General features: G+C 43.0%; 12 protein-coding genes. 7 read left to right on the top strand and 5 right to left on the bottom strand.

Going from position 1 to position 21,055, the window contains the following annotated elements:
- Nucleotides 1-112: 112 nt before the first annotated feature.
- Together JMX75_RS10880 and JMX75_RS10875 are read right to left on the bottom strand one after the other, a co-directional pair.
- Nucleotides 113-1,129, bottom strand: a complete 1,017-nt coding sequence (locus JMX75_RS10880; RefSeq protein ID WP_201532329.1) for an RluA family pseudouridine synthase — start codon at nucleotides 1,127-1,129, stop codon at nucleotides 113-115.
- A gap of 381 nt (nucleotides 1,130-1,510) precedes the next feature.
- Nucleotides 1,511-1,768, bottom strand: a complete 258-nt coding sequence (locus JMX75_RS10875; RefSeq protein ID WP_144061740.1) for a hypothetical protein — start codon at nucleotides 1,766-1,768, stop codon at nucleotides 1,511-1,513.
- 569 nt (nucleotides 1,769-2,337) lie between these two features.
- Here JMX75_RS10875 and JMX75_RS10870 point away from each other — a divergent pair.
- Entirely contained in the window at nucleotides 2,338-6,678 is a 4,341-nt protein-coding gene (locus JMX75_RS10870) for an Rne/Rng family ribonuclease (RefSeq protein WP_201532328.1), read from the top strand.
- A gap of 124 nt (nucleotides 6,679-6,802) precedes the next feature.
- Here JMX75_RS10870 and JMX75_RS10865 read toward each other — a convergent pair whose 3' ends face one another.
- Nucleotides 6,803-7,726, bottom strand: coding sequence for a DUF808 domain-containing protein (locus tag JMX75_RS10865; RefSeq protein WP_201532327.1), 924 nt, complete (start codon nucleotides 7,724-7,726; stop codon nucleotides 6,803-6,805).
- A 415-nt stretch (nucleotides 7,727-8,141) separates the two neighbouring features.
- On the opposite strand from JMX75_RS10865, the gene JMX75_RS10860 reads away from it, so the two are divergent.
- The 5 genes from JMX75_RS10860 to JMX75_RS10840 all read left to right on the top strand — a co-directional run bounded on the left by JMX75_RS10860 (nucleotide 8,142) and on the right by JMX75_RS10840 (nucleotide 13,876).
- A complete protein-coding gene (locus tag JMX75_RS10860; protein ID WP_201532326.1) occupies nucleotides 8,142-8,999 on the top strand; it encodes a DsbC family protein in 858 nt (285 codons plus the stop codon).
- A gap of 214 nt (nucleotides 9,000-9,213) precedes the next feature.
- Nucleotides 9,214-10,560 (top strand): homoserine dehydrogenase, encoded by a 1,347-nt coding sequence (locus JMX75_RS10855; RefSeq protein WP_201532325.1) that lies wholly within the window; start codon nucleotides 9,214-9,216, stop codon nucleotides 10,558-10,560.
- Nucleotides 10,561-10,618: 58 nt separating this feature from the next.
- On the top strand, nucleotides 10,619-11,800 hold the full coding sequence (locus JMX75_RS10850) for a thiolase family protein (RefSeq protein ID WP_020442635.1): 1,182 nt from the start codon (nucleotides 10,619-10,621) through the stop codon (nucleotides 11,798-11,800).
- A gap of 387 nt (nucleotides 11,801-12,187) precedes the next feature.
- Nucleotides 12,188-13,036: a DUF2382 domain-containing protein gene (locus JMX75_RS10845; protein ID WP_020442634.1), complete on the top strand. Its 849-nt coding sequence runs from the start codon at nucleotides 12,188-12,190 to the stop codon at nucleotides 13,034-13,036.
- A 171-nt stretch (nucleotides 13,037-13,207) separates the two neighbouring features.
- Nucleotides 13,208-13,876, top strand: a complete 669-nt coding sequence (locus JMX75_RS10840) for a YsnF/AvaK domain-containing protein (RefSeq protein WP_020442633.1) — start codon at nucleotides 13,208-13,210, stop codon at nucleotides 13,874-13,876.
- A 94-nt stretch (nucleotides 13,877-13,970) separates the two neighbouring features.
- On the opposite strand, the gene JMX75_RS10835 is transcribed toward JMX75_RS10840, so the two are convergent.
- Nucleotides 13,971-14,495: a hypothetical protein gene (locus JMX75_RS10835; protein WP_020442632.1), complete on the bottom strand. Its 525-nt coding sequence runs from the start codon at nucleotides 14,493-14,495 to the stop codon at nucleotides 13,971-13,973.
- 234 nt (nucleotides 14,496-14,729) lie between these two features.
- Nucleotides 14,730-17,510, bottom strand: coding sequence for a preprotein translocase subunit SecA (gene secA / locus JMX75_RS10830; RefSeq protein ID WP_020442631.1), 2,781 nt, complete (start codon nucleotides 17,508-17,510; stop codon nucleotides 14,730-14,732).
- Nucleotides 17,511-17,908: 398 nt separating this feature from the next.
- On the opposite strand from secA, the gene mutS reads away from it, so the two are divergent.
- Nucleotides 17,909-20,983 (top strand): DNA mismatch repair protein MutS, encoded by a 3,075-nt coding sequence (gene mutS / locus JMX75_RS10825; RefSeq protein ID WP_201532324.1) that lies wholly within the window; start codon nucleotides 17,909-17,911, stop codon nucleotides 20,981-20,983.
- Nucleotides 20,984-21,055: the final 72 nt, after the last annotated feature.

Here is a 21,055-nt window from a genome sequence, read left to right as displayed (position 1 = left end):
TAATAAATGGCAGATAGCAAAACGTCACGGCGACTTATGTTTCATAAGCTATCGTGACGTTTAAAGCTGATGCTTAACATAGCATCTAATCAAAGATTGTTTAAGCAGCCGATTATTTAGGCAAATTGGCTTTAATCTCTTCTGTCATCCAGTCGAGCATCTCTTCTGGTAAAGGCGCAGTGATAGTCTCATAACCAGGTATATCTAAGCGCCACGCATGTAAGCACAGACGATGCACGCCAGATTTATCATGTACATGGTACTTATCATCCCCTAAGATAGCATGACCGATATGAGCCAAATGCACACGAATTTGATGGGTACGTCCGGTGAGCGGCTTGGCTTCAATCAAGCTAACGGGCTGCTCAGCAATCATAAAACGACCATGAACGACGATATCAGTCTGACTCTCTTTGGTTTGCGGGTCTTGTGTATCTACCTTAACACGGCGCTCACCGCTTGCCAGTGTATAACGCAACAATGACGCATCGATACGTTGTTCGTTAAGTGTAGGCTGACCTTTCGCAATACATAAGTAATGCTTTTGAATGGTTTTGTCGACCAGGTGCTGCTGCAATACTTTAAGTGCAGAGCGTTTTTTAGAGATCATCAATAAACCTGAAGTATCTTTATCGATACGATGCACCAGCTCTAAATACTTCTTGCCTGTGACTTCACGCATGGCTTCAATGACACCAAAGGCAAGACCACTACCGCCATGAACCGCAATACCTGATGGTTTATTAAGCACGATCAAACCTTCATCTTCATAGACCACACGCGCCAATAAGCTTTTGGCAAATTCGGTGCTGATGATAGGTTTTTCACGAGTGGCAAGTACCACTGGCGCAATACGTACCACATCTTCACGCTGCACTCTGTCATGAGCCTTGCAGCGCTTGTTATTGACGCGAATCTCATCTGAGCGAATCATTTTATAGATATGCGGTTTTGGCAAACCTTTTAAGCGATTAAGCAAAAAGTTATCCAAGCGCTGGTCGTGCTGATGACGCGTGACTTCAAGGTAATTGACCTTGCCGAAGTTGCTAATCTCATCGTCAGCACTTTGTGGGCGCGTTTTGCTATTAAAGATAGCTGGCGCTTCGTGGATAGGTTCGTCGTTTGTCATTTTTGAGTTCGTCATTTTTAGTTAGGCAATTACATAAAGATTTGCTATAGTTTAACATGTTGAGCGCCAATTAAGCAGAGGCTGAGACAATAATTCATTGCTAATTGATTGTTGTTTTAGGTGGAAAATATCGATTTTATGACTGGCTAATCACTTGTCAATATAATCGGCTGACTCATACAACCTATGCAAGCTCGGCGCTTCATCTGATTTTAAGGGTGTTATAGCAACAGATATACTTTATAATACCTAATAAATTGAAAGAACATGACTGATATTTATCAGTAAAAAATTATTTTTTAGTAAAAACTATTTATTCTTATGAAGCATTTCTTACAGGATATTATGACAATAGATAGTATCGACTTTATAAATATGGCATTAGCCTTTTATTAAGCGATAACCAACCATACACCCTTTACTCACTACCCGCATGATAACGACTTGATTTGATGATTTATTATCTAACAGTCCTTTAGCCGCGTGCAGTTGAGCAAGTATGGGTCGTTGAGAGTGCAATCGAGTATTACCCTGTAAACCTCGATAACTGCCTGAGTATTGGTGGTCAAACAGAGGACGATAAGTAGAATAGACATGAGACACCGTGCCGATAAGCCGGTCATTTATTCTGTTTGCCAAGTACGCCCCGCTGATGACTAACGCAGCAAGAACTCGCTTTGAGACGCCCAAGATATTATTAACGTTATATCCAAAAGAACGATAAATAAAGAATGACTAATTGCTTAATCTGGACGGATAACCGCTGAATTGTAATTTATACAGTCAACAGCGATATGATTGCTAGACCTTGATTGATTATGTGACAGCACGATGCTTTTTTGGTATCAGTAATACCTTTATATATCAGTAACCATCCGCCACTATGACGAAATGACAAAGTGCGCTGACCACCAATATGGTTCAAAATACTGATAATAAACGATCACTAACCTGCTTATGCATTAATCGCTATAACAAGCCTGCTTATATTAAGATATAGACTTACACCCTATACCTTCTATATTGAAGTTACTATCACTGGTCCAAAGTTAAGCTTTCGAAACGCGTTTCTGCGCTTTATTAATGCCATGCTTTATGTTCTTTCGTTAATTTATATCTGTTTATGCTGATTTTGTTATTAGCAAGTACTTGCCACTTTACCCTAAAGCCTGTCTTTTCGTTATTATGCGTACTCATAGGATACTATTATGAAACGCATTTTAATCAACGCCACCCAAAACGAAGAGATTCGTGTTGCCCTCTGTAAAGGCAATCATCTATACGATTTCGATCTCGAAAACCGTACCCGCGAACAAAAAAAATCTAATATCTATAAAGGTCATGTGACCCGTGTCGAGCCCTCGCTTGAAGCGGTATTTGTCGAATATGGCTCACAGCGTCAAGGCTTCTTGCCGATTCGTGAAATCTCTGCCGAATATTTAAGCGGAAATCCACGTGATGAGAACATCAAAAAGCTGATCAAAGAAGGTGACGAGCTCATCGTCCAAGTTGAAAAAGAAGAGCGCGGCAATAAAGGCGCTGCCCTTTCAACTTATGTGTCATTGGCTGGTCGTTATCTGGTATTAATGCCAAACAATCCTCGCGGCGGTGGCATCTCGCGTCAAATCTCAGGCAAGCTGCGTGAAGATATGAAACGTATGCTTGGCAGCTTAGATCTGCCAAAAGGCATGAGTGTCATCATACGTACTGCTGGTATTGGTAAAACCCAAGAAGACTTGCAGCACGATTTAAATCATTTGCTAAACATCTGGCAAGCCATTCAAGAACAAAACCAAAAATATCCATCACCGCGCCTAGTGCATCAAGAAGCGGGCGTCGTTACGCGTGCTGTCCGTGACTATCTACGTGATGACATCTCTGAGATTTGGATTGATAACGAAAATGCTTATATTGAAGCGGCGGGATTTATCGATGCTGTGATGCCAAAACAGGCTGAAAAACTACGCAAATATACCGATTATGAGCCGATGTTTTCGCGCTTTAATATTGAAAAACAGATTGAAACCGCCTATCAGCGTGAAGTTCGCCTACCATCAGGTGGCTCAATTGTTATCGATCAGACAGAAGCATTGGTATCTATCGATATCAACTCTGCTAAGTCTACTAAAGGTTCAGACGTTGCTGAAACCGCTTACCATACCAATCTAGAAGCCGCCGATGAGATTGCCCGTCAATTGCGCCTTCGCGATATGGGCGGTTTGATTGTCATTGATTTCATTGATATGAATGATAACAAGCATCAAAAAGAAGTTGAAAAACGTCTGATTGATGCCACTAAATATGACCGTGCCCGCGTTCAGTTTGGTGATATTTCCAAGTTTGGTTTGATGGAAATGAGCCGTCAGCGCCTGCGTCCGTCATTAGAAGAATCAACTGGTTATATCTGCCCACGCTGTCATGGTAATGGCATGATTCGTGACCTGCGTTCATTGTCATTATCTATCATGCGTCAGATCGAGCAAATCGCGCTAAAAGAGCGTCAAGGTGAAGTTCAAGCAGAAGTACCGACTGATATCGCAGCGTTTTTGCTGAATGAGAAACGCGACAGCTTGGTCTATCTTGAGCAAGACAGTGGTACGCGTATCACTATTTTGCCGCATGCGCATTTAGAATCGCCAAACTTTAAACTTCACTTTAATCGCGATGGCTTTGCTCCATCAAGCTACGAGCGTATCACCGATACTCAGCTGCAAGAACATAGCGAGCTTGGCTACAACGTTGACTGGCAAACGGCTGAAAAAGAGCGCCCTGAGCAGCAGCCAACTCGACAGCCTCGTCAAGCTGCGGATAAAAATAGCAGCGATCAAGCGCAGGCTCGTCCTAACGCCCAGCAAAGTACGCCTACGCAGCAGCAACAGAATAGCACCAGTCATAGCAATGAACATCGCAGTAATAACAATAGTAGCAATGTGACATCAGCACGTGCGTCACAGGCTCAAGAGACTCCAAGCGCTCAAAACCCTCAGAGCTCTCAAAACATTGTGACCCCATCAGCGCCAGTAGCACCACAACCTACTGCTATTGCCGCTGCACAGCCGCAAGCAGTTGCTTGGTTGTCTAATTTATTTGCGCAAGCACCGCAAGCTCAAACCACATCAAGTGTTAGTAGTCGAGATGCTGCTGAAGCTATTGAAGCATTGGTTAATACCGGAGCACAAAGTCTAGGCTCGTTTGGCCAAGTGGATAATACGGCTTTAGCGAACAATGACAATAGTCAAAATACTGCAACGCCTCAGCCAGCAACTAATCAGCAAAGTAGTGATGAGCAAAATCGTCAATTGACACGTTCTGCTGAGAGTAGTACTGATGATAGCAGCGACGCTGAAGAAAGAAGAAGACGTAAACCACGCAAATCAAGACCATCTAAGCCGCGTCAAAGAAAAGAGCAGGCAGATGAAACTGAGAATAGCGCCACTAGCAATACGACTGACAGCAGCGCTAGCACTGATGACAAAGCTAACAATCAAGATAAACGTCAGCAGGATAATAGACGTCATAACGATCGTAATCGCAACAATCGCCAAGACAATAATCGTAATACAAATGAAGACAACGCTAATCCGACCAGTGTTAATGCAACCAGTGTCAGCGACAGCAGTCGTTCTGACAGCTCTGATAATGTAGTAGAAGAGCAAACTCGTACTAAGCGCAAATCGAACAGTCAACGTGGATCACGTGGCAAGCTTGAGCGCGGTGAAACTTTAACGGCAGCTGACTCTAAGCAAAACAATCAGCAAGCCTCTAAAAATGCTAACAGCAACAAACACCATTCTAATGCGCGTCGCAACCAAGACCCTAATGAAGTAGTATTACAGGTGAATGAAGCTGCTAGTGAGCTCAAATCACCAGAAGTGGTACATTTGTCATTAGATGATAGCAAGTCTGCATCACGCCAAGCGACTCACAAGCAAGCAGTAATTGAAAGTGATACTGATGCTGAAAAAGAGCGTTCAGAGAATAATAATGAGCAGCGTGCGGATAAGCAAAAGTCAGTCGATAACAAACCAGCTCAACAAACTGCTAAAACGATTGATACCAGCAGCGTTGCATCTGATAACACACAACAAAGTAGCGTCCAAGCTGAAACTTCCGAAAAAGTCTCTGCACAAGTCAATACTACTCAGATCGATCAAGTAGAAAAAAGCGCTAATCCCAACAAAGCGGATCAACCTACTTCGAAAGAAGACGATAAAAGCGGCGATAAAATTAGTAGCCACAAACCTGCTGTAGATGAACGAGCTAATACAAAAATTAGCATAGACAGTGAAGCCGAGAATACTGCATCAACTCAAGAAGTGGTAGCGGTACAAGTAGAAAAGGCAGCGCCAATCGAAACCACTCAGAAGGCTCATGTTGCTGAAGATACTGCCGAAGAAAATGTGGTCGTGGATTCTAACGAAGTTGCTGCCGAGGATAGTAGCAGTCAGGCAGTACTTGAGCTTAGCCGTGATTCTTTATTTGCTGAACGCTACGTTGCGGCAAATAAGTTTGGTCAAGCCAGTAATGACCCACGCGTCGTACGTCTTCAACAGGTGCAAGCATCATTTGCTAAAGCGTCTCACGCAAATGAGCAAGATGTGCAAGTTAGTGAACGCGCGCCTACCATTCGTGGTACGGTTGGTGAATTTATCCGTGCAACCTTAGCAGAGGCAGAAAATCGCTTAGCGACAGACGGTGTCATCAGCTGCTTTAATGCTGCTATCGCTAAGCATCTAGAGCAGACGCTAGTTAAAGACAGCGCTGACAAGCAAGTGGCTATTAAACCAGTTGCTCATAGCGACTTTGACTTTAGTAACTACGGCTATCAGCCTTTAGCAGCGGACTACATTGCACGTTTTGAGTCAATGACAAAAGCCGTCAGTCAGTTTGCAGCGTCCCAAGGTAAAACCTCAGTAGAACCCCGTGCTATCAGTAAACGTGCTAGCAACGATCCACGTGGTCAGCATCCTGATTATAAAGAATCAGCGGTATTGGCGGTTACTGATGCGGCAAATAACGAGCCCGTTCAAACGGGCATCGATATTGATGCGCATGAAGTAGAAGCCGGTGCTCTGGTCAATCAAGCTCAAACAGATGCTGTCAGTGATCAAAGCAAGCAGTTATTAGATACTGAGCAAACATTAGCAGAAGTAGATGCAGTGCAAGCTCATATCGAAAGCACTGATATCGAAAGTATCAAAAGTGTCGAAAATGATGTACCTGAAATCAAAATGACCGACATCGACGCTGCTGAGGTTGCAAACGTTACTGTCGAGCAAAGTGAGACCGTACAAGATGCTGAATCAATAGTAGCGCCTTCTCTGAAAGACGACAGTCAAGCAGCCAAGTCAAAAACGACCATAGCCAGTTATAAAAACATGATTGAAAATGTGGCAGAGCAATTACTACCACAAAAAGGCATGTTCAACTTAACAACGCCTAAAGTACCAAAGGCTCGTGCCCGTAAGCCAAAAGCTGACCATAAAAAGCCGACGCAAGCTGAAAAACTTGAGTCAGATGATTCAGATAACTCAGATAGAGAGAGCTAATCGTAAGTTACCCTGTCTAAAAAGCAAAAGCCCCAAAGTTGTCAGCAACTTTGGGGCTTTTTTTATTTTCTATTTGATTGAATATAAGAGCTTATTTAATATTGTCGATTAATAACCAAAGCTATTAATGAGCAGCAGATTCATCCTTGTTGCGTATTTTACCAACAACCGTCAAGAGTGCAACGATGATCGCGCCAATAATAAAGCCAATAACACCATTCAATAATGCGGTAGTGAAACTTTCAAAAATACCGGTCAAATGGGCAATATCCTCAACACCATGATATAAGAAATTAATGCCATGCACTAAGATACCACCACCGACTAAGAACATCGCCAAGGTACCAGCGATAGATAGAAATTTCATTAATTTGGGCGCTGCGGCAAATAAAACCTTACCGACCTTTTGGGTAAATGCGCCTTCTTTTTCCATCATATGTAAACCAACATCATCAATCTTGACAATACCAGCAACCAGACCATAAATACCAACGGTAATACTAATCGCTAAAATAGACAGTACCAAACTGCGCTCTAGCAAAGTTGCGCTAGCAGTAGCACCCAGTGCAATCACAATAATTTCTGCTGATAAAATAAAATCGGTACGTATTGCTCCTTTGATTTTCTCTTTTTCAAAAGCAACCAAATCTACCTTTTCATCAGCATTGGCTTTGCGACGAGCTTCTTGCTCTTCATCATGCGGTAAAGCATGTGGCCAAAAGCGGTGGATGACTTTTTCGGCACCTTCATACACCAAAAACAACCCACCACACATCAATAAAAACGTAATTAATGGCGGGTAAATAGCGCTGATAAGTAACGCCGCTGGCACCAAGATAAGCTTATTAATAAATGAGCCTTTGGCAACCGCCCAAACAACGGGAAGCTCACGGTTTGCTTTGACGCCTGAGACCTGCTCAGCGTTAAGCGCTAAATCATCACCCAGTACCCCTGCTGTTTTTTTAGCAGCAAGTTTAGTCATGACTGAGACATCATCCAATATCACGCTGATATCATCAAGTAAGGTTAATAAACTGGCACCTGCCATAGTTGCTCCTTAAGCTAAATTGCTTCAATAAGTAAATTTTCAAATAACAGATGACTCTGTCATAAAATATGGTCAGTCACAAAACACAGTTATAAGCAGTAGCCTACCTAGACATAAAATGATATGAAATAGCACAAATGTATTTTATTTATATTTTCTTAACGAATAGCTACAAATTGTGTATTTAATAAGACCGTTATACAGGCTTTCGCTGTTATTTATAAAAATATGCTAATATGAGGCTGATTATTAGTTATCTTTTGTTATCAATAAACTGTAAAAATTTATTACCTCTTATGGCTCGATCTAGTCATCATGTTAGATCAAAATATGTTAGATCAAAATTCCAAAAAATCTTCATTACCTTTTGCTATCAAAATCTTGATTAGGCATGACTGCCTAAAGGAAACATCCTATGTTCTTAGCGCCTTTTTCTAAAACCAATCTCAACCGTGATACATTTTCTCGCAGTCCTCTTACTCGTGTTATGAGTGCTGCCTTGCTGGTTATCGTTGCAGCTGGCTGCTCTAATAATGCAGCAGATGCGACCAGCAATACAGATCTTGTCAATAGCAGCAAAGCCAAAACGAGTACTGCTGCGGTTTCTAAGGACAGCGATGCTAAAGTAGTAAAGTCTTTGCAAGCCAATTTAAAGGCTTCTGGCATTGAAGAGACTATTCTCTCAGCTGTACCAACCGATATGACTGGTATTTATTGGGTGACAGCTGAAGGATTGCCTTCTTTTTTTACGGATAAGGCGGGCAAGCATATTATTCAAGGGCAAATCATCGCGGTTGGTGCAGAAGCGCCTGTAGATATTAGTGCCGCGTTGTTGGCCAGTACTGCCCAAGAAGCGTTAAAAGCAGTCGACAAAAAAGACATGGTTATTTATCCAGCAAAGGGCGCGACTAAAGCTGTGGTTTACGCCTTTACAGATGCAGATTGTGGTTATTGCCGTAAATTGCATGAAGAGATGGATGATATTAATACACGTGGCATCGAGGTACGTTATCTGGCATGGCCACGTAGCCAAGAATCAGTGCCAAAAATGGAAGCTATTTGGTGTAGTCAAGATCGTAAGGCGGCAATGAATCAGGGGAAAGCTGGCGCCGATGTGCAAGCGCCTAGCTGTGCCAATCCTGTGCAAGAACAGATGGCATTAGGGGCAAAACTTGGTGTGCGAGGTACGCCGGCTATCTTTACTGAAGCAGGACAGCAAGTAGGCGGCTATCTACCTGCAGCTCAATTGGCAGAAGCAGTTGGCGCTAACTAAAGACGGTTATATGCTTTAAGTATTTGTGATATGTATGACGGTGGCGACATTGTGTAGACGTCACAACTGCTTATCGGTATGATAGGATAAAGCGCTAGGCAAACTTAGCCATATCATTTCTATATAAGCGCTTATTTATGTTAGTGATTCTTGTAGTTTCAAGATCTTTCATAGCAGCGTTTTTTATCCCACTATTTAATCTCTTGAGGATCCTGTGAGCAAATCCATCAAACTAGCGATACTTGGTTTAGGCACCGTCGGAACGGGCGTGGTCAATCTAATCAATGATAATTTAGATGAACTAAAACGTCGTAGCGGACGCGACATTGTGATTACCGAAGTTGGTATTCGTCGTCAGCGTGATGACATTAATCCCAATATTATGCAAAACAGTGATCTGATGGCAACCGCTGCCAGTGACAATGTCGATATTGTCATCGAATTAATTGGCGGTACGACCCTTGCAAAAGACGTTATTATGTACGCTATCAAAAATGGCAAGCATGTGGTGACCGCCAATAAAGCGTTATTGGCTGAGCATGGTAATGAGATTTTTGCTTTTGCTGAACAGCATAATGTTCATGTCGCCTATGAAGCAGCTGTAGCAGGTGGTATTCCAATTATTAAGGTCATGCGTGAAGGTTTGGCTGCCAATAAAATTGATTGGCTAGCGGGTATCATTAATGGTACGGGCAACTTTATCATGACAGAGATGCGCGATAAAGGTCGCCCTTTTGCCGATGTACTGAACGAGGCGCAAGCACTTGGTTATGCTGAAGCCGACCCTACTTTTGACGTTGAAGGTATCGATGCGGCGCACAAGCTGGCGCTGCTTGCCTCTATCGCCTTTGGTATTCCATTGCAGTTTGACAAAGTCTACTGTGAAGGTATTACCGGTATTACTTTGCAGGATGTCAATTACGCTGAAGAGCTTGGCTATCGTATTAAGCACTTGGGCTTTGCAGTTCGCCGTGCAGGAAATGGCAGCGGGGACGACAGCGCCGGTATTGAGCTGCGTGTACACCCAACGCTGATTCCACAGAACGCCCTACTTGCTAATGTTAATGGCGTAAAGAATGCCGTACTGGTGAACTCTCACCCTCTCGGTCAGACGTTATATTGCGGTGACGGCGCGGGTGCAGGCGCAACGGCTTCTGCAGTGATGGCAGATGTGATGGATTTAGTGCGTGTATTAGGATGTAAAGATGCTGACCAACAAAACAGCAATGGTCATCATGTACCGCACTTAGCCTTTATCCCTGAAAAATTGTCAGATACGCCGATATTGCGTGCTGAACAAATGATTACCGGATATTATTTACGTGTACATGCCTATGACAGTCCTGGAGTATTGGCAGATATTACCCGTATCTTGAGTGATGCCGGTATCAATATCGATGCTATTTTACAAAAACCGGCGCATAAGCTTGGGCAAGTGCCAGTGATTATTTTAACGCTGCCAGTGGTTGAGAGTCAGATGAATCTTGCCATCGAAAAAATCGAGAAGTTAGACACCATTACTGATAAAGTAGTACGCATACGCTTAGATGAGCTGGCGTAAAAATATGCTTTAATCAATCAAATATGTTGGATTAAAATACTCAAAAAAGGAAATAACAATGTCACATGATGCAATTGTAATCTTAAACGGCGCTCGTACCCCAATGGGCGGCTTCCAAGGCGCATTGACAGACATAAGCGCCACAGATTTGGGCGCAGCGGCTATCAAAGCAGCTGTTGAGCGTTCAGGCGTTAATGTTGATAATATTGATGAAGTTATTATGGGCTGTATCTTAACCGCAGGTTTGGGTCAAGGTCCTGCGCGTCAAGCGATGCGCAAAGCTGGCTTGTCTGATGCGACGGGTGCAGTTACCATCAATAAGCTGTGCGGCTCAGGTCTAAAAGCAGTTATGCAAGCTCATGACGGTATCAAAGCCGGAAGCTTTAAGGTTGCTGTTGCTGGCGGTATGGAGTCGATGACCAATGCGCCTTATATCATGCCAGGTTCGCGTGGTGGCTATCGCATGGGACATAAAGAAGTCAAAGATCATATGTTCTTAGACGGTCTAGAAGATGCCGATACTGGTAAGTTAATGGGTCAATTTGCACAAGAAATGGCGGATGAAAAAGGCTATACGCGCGAACAAATGGATAATTTTGCTATTGAGTCGCTAAATCGTGCACTTACAGCGATCAAAGACAATCATTTCAAAGATGAAATTGAACCAGTTACGTTCAAAACTCGTAAAGGCGAGCAAACGGTTGATACCGATGAGCAGCCTGCCCTTGCTAATGCTGAGCGCATCCCTACTTTGCGTCCTGCCTTTGCAAAAGACGGTACCATCACCGCAGCAAACGCCAGCTCTATCTCAGACGGTGCTGCAGCTGTTGTATTGATGAAAGAGTCACAAGCCAAAGAAGAAGGTCTAGAGTATCAAGCGCGTATCATTGCGACTGCCTCTAATTCTCGTCATCCAAGCGAGTTCACTATTGCCCCAGTTGGCGCGATTGAAAAAGTATTGGCAAGTGCTGGCTGGTCAGTCGCTGATGTCGATTTATGGGAAATCAATGAAGCATTTGCCATGGTTACGATGGCAGCAATGGATGAGCTAAACATCGAACATGCTAAAGTAAACATCGAAGGCGGTGCTTGTGCCCTTGGTCATCCAGTGGGCTGTTCAGGCGCTCGTATCCTAGTGACGCTTATTAACTCTCTAAAGCGTACTGGTGGCAAAAAAGGCGTTGCTACACTGTGTATCGGTGGCGGCGAAGCAGTAGCAGTAGCAATCGAATTGGCTTAAGCTATTTTAAAATGATCGGTATGCTGTAAATATTTAGCTTATTATTAGAATCTAAAACCGCGTAGCTTTGAGCAATGCGGTTTTTTTATGTCAAAATATTAACACCCGTCTGCTTAAACGTATTAGCGTAGGAAAGCCTTAACTTAAAGGTTATATAGTGATTATGCTCTTTACAGCCTATTACACACCCTTACGTCAAGCGCACACTTTGCTACCTTGCTTATATATCTCATGCCAAATCGTCCTGTTACGATAACAACAAGTCGAGATAGCGACTGGCTATAATAAATACTATTGCTTGAACCGTTTATCTAATAACAGTTCATATAAGAATATCAATAAACCATTTTATAAAAAGAAATTTACTCATACAAAAGGAAGATAATAATGAGCCAACTTATTCGTTTAAGAGATATCCAAGCAACTCACCGTGATCTGATCGGTGATGATTATTATGACCCAACTGGCAAGACTGCTTTTGGTGTTAATGAAGAAAAAATCGGTAAAATTGAAGGCGCATTGGTAGAAGATACTACTGGTCGCATTCGTTACTTAATCGTCGATGCAGGTGGCTGGTTTAGCTCAAAAGAAGTATTGGTACCAGCAGGTTTAGCACGTATCGTTGGTGATGACGTATTCTTTGATAGCTTGACCAAATCGCAGGTCGAAGCGATGGAAGTCTATGACCATGATTATCAATATAGCTATAAAGAACAGTATGAAAGAGACCGTCAGGCATTTGTCGCTGACAGTATCCCAGAAGCTGAGCGTATGGAAATTGCCGATCATAATTACGATGCACCAAATACGTTAGAGCTATTAGAAGAACGTCTGACTGTTAATAAAGATCGTATTGTGGCAGGTTTGGTAAAAGTCGGTAAACATGTCGTGACTGAAGAGCGTAACGTCAATGTTGACTTGGAAGAAGAGCATGCCAATATTGAACGTACCAATGTTAATCGCCCAACTGAACGCCGTATCGGTGATATCGATGGCAATAATACGATCGAAGTTGAGCTAGAAGCTGAGCGTGCTCATGTCAATAAAGAGACCTATGTCACAGAAGAAGTGAATGTTGGTAAAACGACAGAGCGTCATACTGAGACTATCGTAGATACTATTCAACGTGAAGAGCTAGATGTCGATAATAATGGTAACGTGATTGATCGTGATGGCAATTTGTTTACCCGTGATGATATCACTGCTGAAGATGTACGCCGCGCTCGTGGTATGTAATAGGCTAGCCATTCGTATGCCTTTGTAATCTAAATAGTATTTGTGATATTGTTATATACTATTTAAATCAATACCATACGACAGCCATTAGCCACTGAGTGATTTGCTCAGTAGATAAGACCAGAGCTCGTCTCTGGTCTTTTTTTATATACAATAATAAGGACAACAACCATGAATGCTAATAATGAAAATAACTATCCTAATACCAACTATCCTGATTTTACCAATAATACCGCTAGTGGCACGCAAGATGATTTAACCTCATCTGACTTGTTATCATCTGATCATAGTCAGAAGCAAACAATAATAAGCAATCAACAAGAAAGTATTTCAGAAAATCTACCTGATACTAATAACAATAACGGTGGTTATCTAGAATTATTAGAAGAGCGCCCAGTAGTCAATAAAGAGCGCTTGGATGTTGGTAAAGTAACTGTCACCAAGCATTTTCGCACCAAAACTATTCAAGTACCTATTGAGCTGGTAGAAGAATATATCACGGTACGTACCGATTATCAGGATGCCGAAAGTCAGGATCTATTGTCAGGGAACTATGATGATAAAGACATATTGCGTCATGTGGAGCCTTCATTAGACAGTAAAGCCGTCGTTACTATCAATGGCACACAAGTTGAGATTGGCGATGCGCCTATTGAAATTGTCTTATCGCGTCAAATCGCAACCATTACTAAGGACACTTATGTTATCCAAGAAATAGCCATTGAAAAAACCACACATACGCATACTGACAGCATTGAAGTCGAACTCAAACATGAGGAACTCGATGTTACTGAAGAAGGGTTTTTGGCACATGAACAAAATACGGCTCATAAGAGATAAGCTGTCGAATTTCGAATTTTGTGGAAAGCAAAAGCAAAAAAGCAACGCGAACGTTGCTTTTTTTATATTAAATTATCCATCAACGTTCTAGCCATTATTGAGTCTTTTTACATTCATAAGTAGTGACGTTAGTAGTGTCAGTGCCAGCGGTACGCATTACACCTGTTTCGCGATCTTTATGGGCTACGCGCCATTGTACAAAGCCTGTCGTCCCATCGATAGCCGTTGCGCCCTCAAATACTTCAGGATTGCTGGCTTCATTGGTTTTTGTCAAAGTGACAGTACCTTTAGCAGTTGCAAGTACCACTTGGCTATCCGTATCTTTATAAGTCGCTTCGACTTCTAGCTCAGGAGAGCACAAGTACGTTATTTGATTGACGCCAGTATTTACTGTAGCTACGGTATCATCTTCTACGTCGCTGGCAGGCGCATCTACCACCACATCACTAGGCTCGGCAGGATCAGCGGACATGGGTACAGACTGCTCTTCACTGATACTGTCTTCTAGACTTGGCTCTGTCTCTTGCTGTTGTTGACAAGCGCTAAGCGTCATGGCACCCGCCAGTAAACTGGTTAGGACGATAGAGGTACGCAATTTTTTTAATAATTCTACATTCATCACACTCTCCCAAATAAAGATGTTAAACACTATAGCGCGCCCGTAAATTCACGCCTATGTTGGATTTGTAATTAATCGCCAAAAAGACACTGATACTTTTATAATCGTAATTCTCATACTCATACTCATACTTATACTCATATTAATTATTCGATATAAGTACTAAGGCTATATCTATAAAAAAGCCCCTATCTATTCGATAAGGACTTTTTAATCAAGGAATGTTAGCTAGGTTTAGATTTTGCCATGACATTGCTTATACTTAAGTGCTGAACCACATGGGCATGGGGCGTTACGGCTGATATTCATACCAGCATATGGGTCTGTATCATCGCTACTGCCCGCCATAGCACCTGCCACGCCAGCACCCGTAGCACCGCCAACGACATTGCGGCTTTGCACTGCTGCTCTTTCCACACCGCCATCCATATTATCGATATCACTATGCTCAAACTGCATTTGCATATGGGCTGCATTTTCACGTTGCTGTGTTTCTAACGCCTCTAGCTCTTCTTTGGTTGGGATATGCACACGTGATAAGTCTTGTACTGTTTCAGACTTGATCGCGCCAAGCATCATCTGGAACAGCTCAAATGATTCACGCTTATATTCCTGCTCAGGGTTTTTCTGTGCATAGCCACGCAGATGAATACCTTTACGCAGCTGATCCATCTGGGTTAAATGCTCTTTCCAGTGCTTATCTAAACTTTGCAGCATAAAATGACGCTCAAGCTGGGCAGCATCTTTTTCGCCCATTTGCTCACGGCGACTGTGATAACGATCCAATGCTGTTTCGATGATCTTGGCTCGTAAGCCTTCTTCATCTAGGCGGCGATCTTCATCAAGCCAATCGTTAATGGGCATTGCAATCTTAAATTCGTTCTCAAGCTCATCCTCTAACCCATCGATATTCCACTGATCATCGATAGAACCTGGCGGAATAAACTGGTTAATCATGGCATTATAGACTTCTTGATGCATGATTTTAATGGCCTCTAACAAATCCATCTCAGCCAACAAATCATCACGCTGACCATAGATGACTTTACGTTGATCATTGGCCACATCATCGTATTTCAGTAGGTTTTTACGCGCATCAAAATCACGACTTTCTACTTTACCTTGAGCGTTTTCAATCGACTTTGAAACCATTTTATGTTCAATGGCTTCATCTTCTTTGAGACCCATGGCACGCATCATATTCACGACGCGGTCACCGGCGAAGATACGCATTAAGTCATCTTCAAGTGATAAGAAGAAACGTGACATCCCAGGATCACCTTGACGACCCGCACGACCACGCAGCTGATTATCAATACGGCGTGATTCATGACGTTCAGAACCAATAATATGCAAACCACCAGCCGCAACGACTTGGTCATGCTTGATTTGCCATTGGGCTTTTAGACGCGCCATTTCTTCAGGGCTAACCGCATCAATATCTTCAATAAACGATTGCCAGTTACCGCCAAGGATAATATCGGTACCACGACCTGCCATATTGGTAGCAATCGTGACCGATTTTGGACTACCTGCCTGCGCAATGATTTCAGCTTCACGCTCATGCTGCTTAGCGTTTAGCACATTATGCTTAACGCCTTCTTGATCGAGCAGATAGGACAATTCTTCACTGGCTTCAATCGTTGCCGTACCGACCAATACTGGCGCGCCTTTAGCTTGAATCTCTTGAATCTCGCGGATGATGCCTTTGTATTTGCCTAACTTGGTTAAGAAAATTTGGTCATCCATATCGACACGAGCAATCGGCTCATGCGTTGGAATCACAATGACGTCTAAATCATAAGTTGATTTAAATTCTGCCGCTTCAGTATCAGCGGTACCCGTCATACCAGACAGTTTGTCATACAGACGGAAAAAATTCTGGAATGTGGTGGTTGCAAGGGTTTGATTTTCGGCTTGAATCTCAACATTTTCTTTGGCTTCAACGGCTTGATGCAGACCTTCTGACCAACGACGACCCGGCATAGTACGACCGGTGTTTTCATCAACGATAACCACTTCGCCATCATCGACAATATAATGGATATTTTTGACAAAGACATGGTGGGCACGAATCGCCGCTTGTACGTGAGCCAATAATGGCAAACGGCTTGGGCTATAAAGACTTTCGTTTTCGCCAAGCTCACCGACTTGGATTAAGAAGCGCTCAATCTTCTCATAGCCTTTTTCACTAATCTCAATCTGGCGATTTTTCTCATCAATCCAAAAATCTTCTTCTTCATTATTCTTATTAGCTTCTTCGTCTTTTGAGCGAATCAGCACGGGAATAATGGTATTAATCAGCGCATACATGCGTGATGAATCTTCAGCTTGACCCGAGATAATCAACGGCGTACGAGCTTCATCGATTAAAATAGAGTCAATTTCATCGATAATACAGAAGTTTAGCGGGCGCTGCTTTTTCTCTTTTAAACTAAAGACCATGTTATCGCGCAAATAATCAAAACCGTACTCGTTATTGGTACCGTAAGTGATATCCGCTTGATAAGCATCGACTTTTTCTTGTGGTGGTTGCTGCGAGTAAATCACGCCAACCGTCATGCCCAAAAAGCCAAATAAGGGACGGTTTAATTCCGCATCACGTGCCGCCAAATAATCATTAACCGTCACCAAATGTACGCCTTTGCCACTGATGGCATTCAGGTACATGGCCAAGGTGCCCATCAAGGTTTTACCCTCACCAGTTTTCATCTCAGCGATTTTGCCTTCGTGCAAGGTAATACCACCGATCAGCTGCACGTCATAGTGACGCATACCGTTAACACGCAGGGACGCTTCACGACAAACCGCAAACGCTTCTGGCAATAAGGCATCTAGACTTTCGCCGCCTTGGTGTCTTGCTTTAAATTCTTCAGTTTTTTGTTGTAATTGCTCATCAGACAGGGCTTGTATCGCAGCCTCGTATGCGTTGATTTTGCTGACCACTTTGCGCATGCGTTTAAGCTCACGCTCATTTTTGGTGCCAACGACACTGCCTATAATCTTTGATAACATAATTTTTTGACCTATGGAAATATTCGATAATTAGTGCGCATGACAACGCTTTACTCGCTGTTTTTTTAATTATTTGGCTGGTTACTGTCCAATTTAAGACAGTCCAATAAAATATCGCCCAATTAAGTGTGACGTCATTATATATGGTTATGACGGCGATGGATACAAGGGCAGTTAGCAGATATTTGCCGACGTAAAAAGGTGATAGGACGTGTTAAAATAACACTTATAAACCTATGTTTTTCAGTTTTTTTGCTTATTGCCAGCACACTTTTTAGATGATCTATTTTATTTTGAACCGATTATTATTAGCCTTTATATCTAAAGCCTTCTATCTAGCCAAACTTATTTAAACACCCCTATTCAATAAATAAAAAAGACAACTTAAGAGATTCTGCATGCCAGTTAAACCTTCTGCTCAAAATAACAATCTTAGTAAACCCACTTCAAAATCTGTGCCAGTTGACTCTGACTCATTGGTCATAGGTGATGCCATCTATCACTTAGCAGATCATACGCCGATGATGGTGCAATATCTCAATATGAAGGTTAACTATCCCCAAGCGTTATTGCTGTACCGGATGGGTGATTTTTACGAGTTATTTTTTGATGATGCCAAACGTGCGGCGCAGATATTGGACATTACTTTAACTCGTCGAGGGACCGATAAAGCAGGTAATACGATTGCGATGGCAGGTGTCCCTTTTCATGCTGCAGATAGTTATATGGCAAGATTGATCGCTGCTGGGCAAACCGTGGTTGTCTGTGAACAAATTGATGAATCAGCTACTAATATTTCCAACTCTCCCACCATAGGCGATAAACAGAAGAAAGATAAGAGCAAATCTACTGCTGGCACTATTATGCGCCGTGAAGTGGTCAAAACGCTGACCGCAGGGACTATTACTGACGATGCACTCATTGCGCCCAATCACACCCCGACTGTCGTCGCTATTGATATCGAGACTCCTAAATCGAACAGCAAACAACCTGTGCAAGCTGCCGTTAGCCAAATGGATTTAGCCGCTGGGACTTTGACGACGCAAACGATCAGCGCTAATCAAGATGATATTGAATCTTTACAAACCCAAATGCTCACGGTGCTGGCACGCTTTGCGCCAAGCGAATGTATTATTAGTGAAGCGCTGAGTGACAGTAACGGTGATATCAGCGAAGAGTGGCTGCTATGGCTACGTCAACATCTTAATTGCCCTATTATTGAAGTTGCGGCCAATGACTTCCACCGTGAGCATGCCAGCGCAACCCTTTGCCAACAGTTTGAGGTTCAGCGTCTTGATGGGCTTGGTATTAGCGGTGCACCACTTGCCCAGTCTAGCTGTGCGGCGCTAATACATTATGCACGGCAAACCCAACAACGCCATGTACCACAACTTAATCAGCTGATCGTTGAATATAATGATGACTATTTAATCATTGATGCCAATAGTCAGCAAAATCTTGAGCTATTTACGCCCGTTAGCAGCAATGGTACGTCATTAATATCTGTCCTCAACCATTGTCAAACGCCGATGGGTCGACGCTTACTCGTGCAGCAAATGAAACGCCCACTGCGTCAGCATTCGCGTATTAACTTGCGTTTAGATGCGATAACTAGCTTGTTAGATACTGATAAACAGTCTGAGCAATGCTCGGGAAATATCTCATTAGTTACCAGCTTGCGCGAAACCTTAAATGCTATCGGCGATATTGAACGTATCAGTAGCCGTATCGGTCTGATGAGCGCCAAGCCACGCGATTTACGTAAGCTTGCAGACGGTATTGCTAGTAGCGCCCAGCTTACGACGCTACTGACGAATGCGGGTATCAGCCATGAGCAGGCAGGACTGTTGCCGATGTTAATGCAGCAATTGCCAGACCAGCTACCGGCGGCACAATCCGTAGCTAAGCTGATTGAGCGCGCTATTATTGCAGAGCCACCTGCTCATATCCGAGATGGTGGCATGCTAGCCACGGGCTATGACGAAGAGTTTGACCGCCTCACACACCTGCATGACAATATCCAAGTGACACTAGATGAGATGGTCGCGCGCGCCCGTCAGGACAACCAGCTACCCAGTCTAAAAGTTGGGTTTAATAAAGTCAGCGGTTTTTATTTTGAGCTGCCCAAAATGCAAGCCAAAAACGCACCCGCGCACTTTATCAGGCGGCAGACGCTCAAGAGTAGTGAGCGTTTTATCACCGATGAGCTAAAGGAAGTCGAGACCGAATATCTAAGTGCGCAAAGCTTAGCATTAACTCGTGAAAAGCAGCTGTATCATGAGCTGTTAACCATATTAGGTAGCCACTTGGCTGAACTGCAACAGCTGAGTGCGGCTATTGCGCAAATAGATGTGCTTAGTAATTGGGCACAACTTGCTACCCTTTATAATTGGCAACGTCCAGTTATGACTAAAAATTCAAACGATGGCAATTATTCGGAAAATATCAGCCAAACCAGTATCAATATTAAACAAGGTCGTCATGTCGTTGTTGAAGCTGCGTTAAATCCAATCCATACGAACAACAACCTTCATCAAAGCAGTACGAAACCTGGTAGCCATTTTGTCGCTAATGACTGTGCGCTCGGCAGCGATGCAGATCCTGAACGCCTTCTGATGATTACTGGCCCTAATATGGGTGGTAAATCGACCTATATGCGTCAAACTGCACTAATTGTCCTGCTTGCTCATTGCGGCAGCTTTGTCCCAGCAAGTAGTTCTTATATTGGTGATATCGACCGTATCTTTACCCGTATTGGCTCGGCTGATGATTTGGCGGGCGGTAAATCAACCTTTATGGTGGAGATGATTGAAACCGCTAATATTCTCAATCAAGCGACCAATAAATCGCTGGTGCTGATGGATGAAGTCGGACGCGGCACCGCTACTACGGATGGCTTAGCAATCGCTCATGCGTGCGTCAATCGATTGGTTGAGATTGGCTGCCTGACATTATTTGCCACCCATTATTTTGAGTTGACACAATTGGTCAACCCTGCTGCCAACCAACACGCCAGTATTCGTAATGTGCATGTCGCCGCCAGTGAAGTCGATGGTCAACTGCTACTACTACATCAAATTAAAGATGGCGCCGCAAGCTCTAGCTTTGGACTGCATGTCGCAAAAATGGCTGGTATCCCGACGCAAGTGCTTAATGATGCCAAACGCTATTTAGTAGACAACTTAAAAATAGACAACTTAAAAGCAGAAAACGAAAAAGTTGTTATTGATAACATTGATGACAAAAATGAATTAGCTAAGTCAGTAAAGGATAAACGCCAGCAGCCTTATAGTGACGGGACAAAACAAGCAAACGACAGCAGCAATAATCAAACTAAGAATATAAATGATAATCCACAGCAAAATCAGCTGTTTAGCTTACAAGATGAGCTAAACGCGATTCATCCTGATAGCCTAACACCCAAGCAAGCGCATGACCTGCTATATCATCTTAAGAAATTCATTAGTCACTAAAGGGAATTGTCAAATAGTGGTAAAGGCGCTAAAATATGCCTTATTTTTAATCTATTCTATTTTGCCCCACTC

This window comes from Psychrobacter sp. LFX-11D, from assembly GCF_904846475.1.
Taxonomy (GTDB): Bacteria; Pseudomonadota; Gammaproteobacteria; order Pseudomonadales; family Moraxellaceae; genus Psychrobacter; species Psychrobacter cryohalolentis.
Note: the sequence above shows the minus strand (reverse complement) of the source record. Positions and strands in the feature narration are given on the sequence as shown.

Bases quoted from the DNA above. Each gene is read 5' to 3' on its own strand.
- secA (WP_020442631.1), bottom strand. From the start codon at position 17,510: ATGTTATCAAAGATTATAGGCAGTGTCGTTGGCACCAAAAATGAGCGT.
- JMX75_RS10835 (WP_020442632.1), bottom strand. From the start codon at position 14,495: ATGAATGTAGAATTATTAAAAAAATTGCGTACCTCTATCGTCCTAACC.
- JMX75_RS10865 (WP_201532327.1), bottom strand. From the start codon at position 7,726: ATGGCAGGTGCCAGTTTATTAACCTTACTTGATGATATCAGCGTGATA.
- JMX75_RS10850 (WP_020442635.1), top strand. From the start codon at position 10,619: ATGTCACATGATGCAATTGTAATCTTAAACGGCGCTCGTACCCCAATG.
- JMX75_RS10840 (WP_020442633.1), top strand. From the start codon at position 13,208: ATGAATGCTAATAATGAAAATAACTATCCTAATACCAACTATCCTGAT.
- JMX75_RS10880 (WP_201532329.1), bottom strand. From the start codon at position 1,129: ATGACAAACGACGAACCTATCCACGAAGCGCCAGCTATCTTTAATAGC.
- JMX75_RS10860 (WP_201532326.1), top strand. From the start codon at position 8,142: ATGTTCTTAGCGCCTTTTTCTAAAACCAATCTCAACCGTGATACATTT.
- mutS (WP_201532324.1), top strand. From the start codon at position 17,909: ATGCCAGTTAAACCTTCTGCTCAAAATAACAATCTTAGTAAACCCACT.
- JMX75_RS10870 (WP_201532328.1), top strand. From the start codon at position 2,338: ATGAAACGCATTTTAATCAACGCCACCCAAAACGAAGAGATTCGTGTT.
- JMX75_RS10845 (WP_020442634.1), top strand. From the start codon at position 12,188: ATGAGCCAACTTATTCGTTTAAGAGATATCCAAGCAACTCACCGTGAT.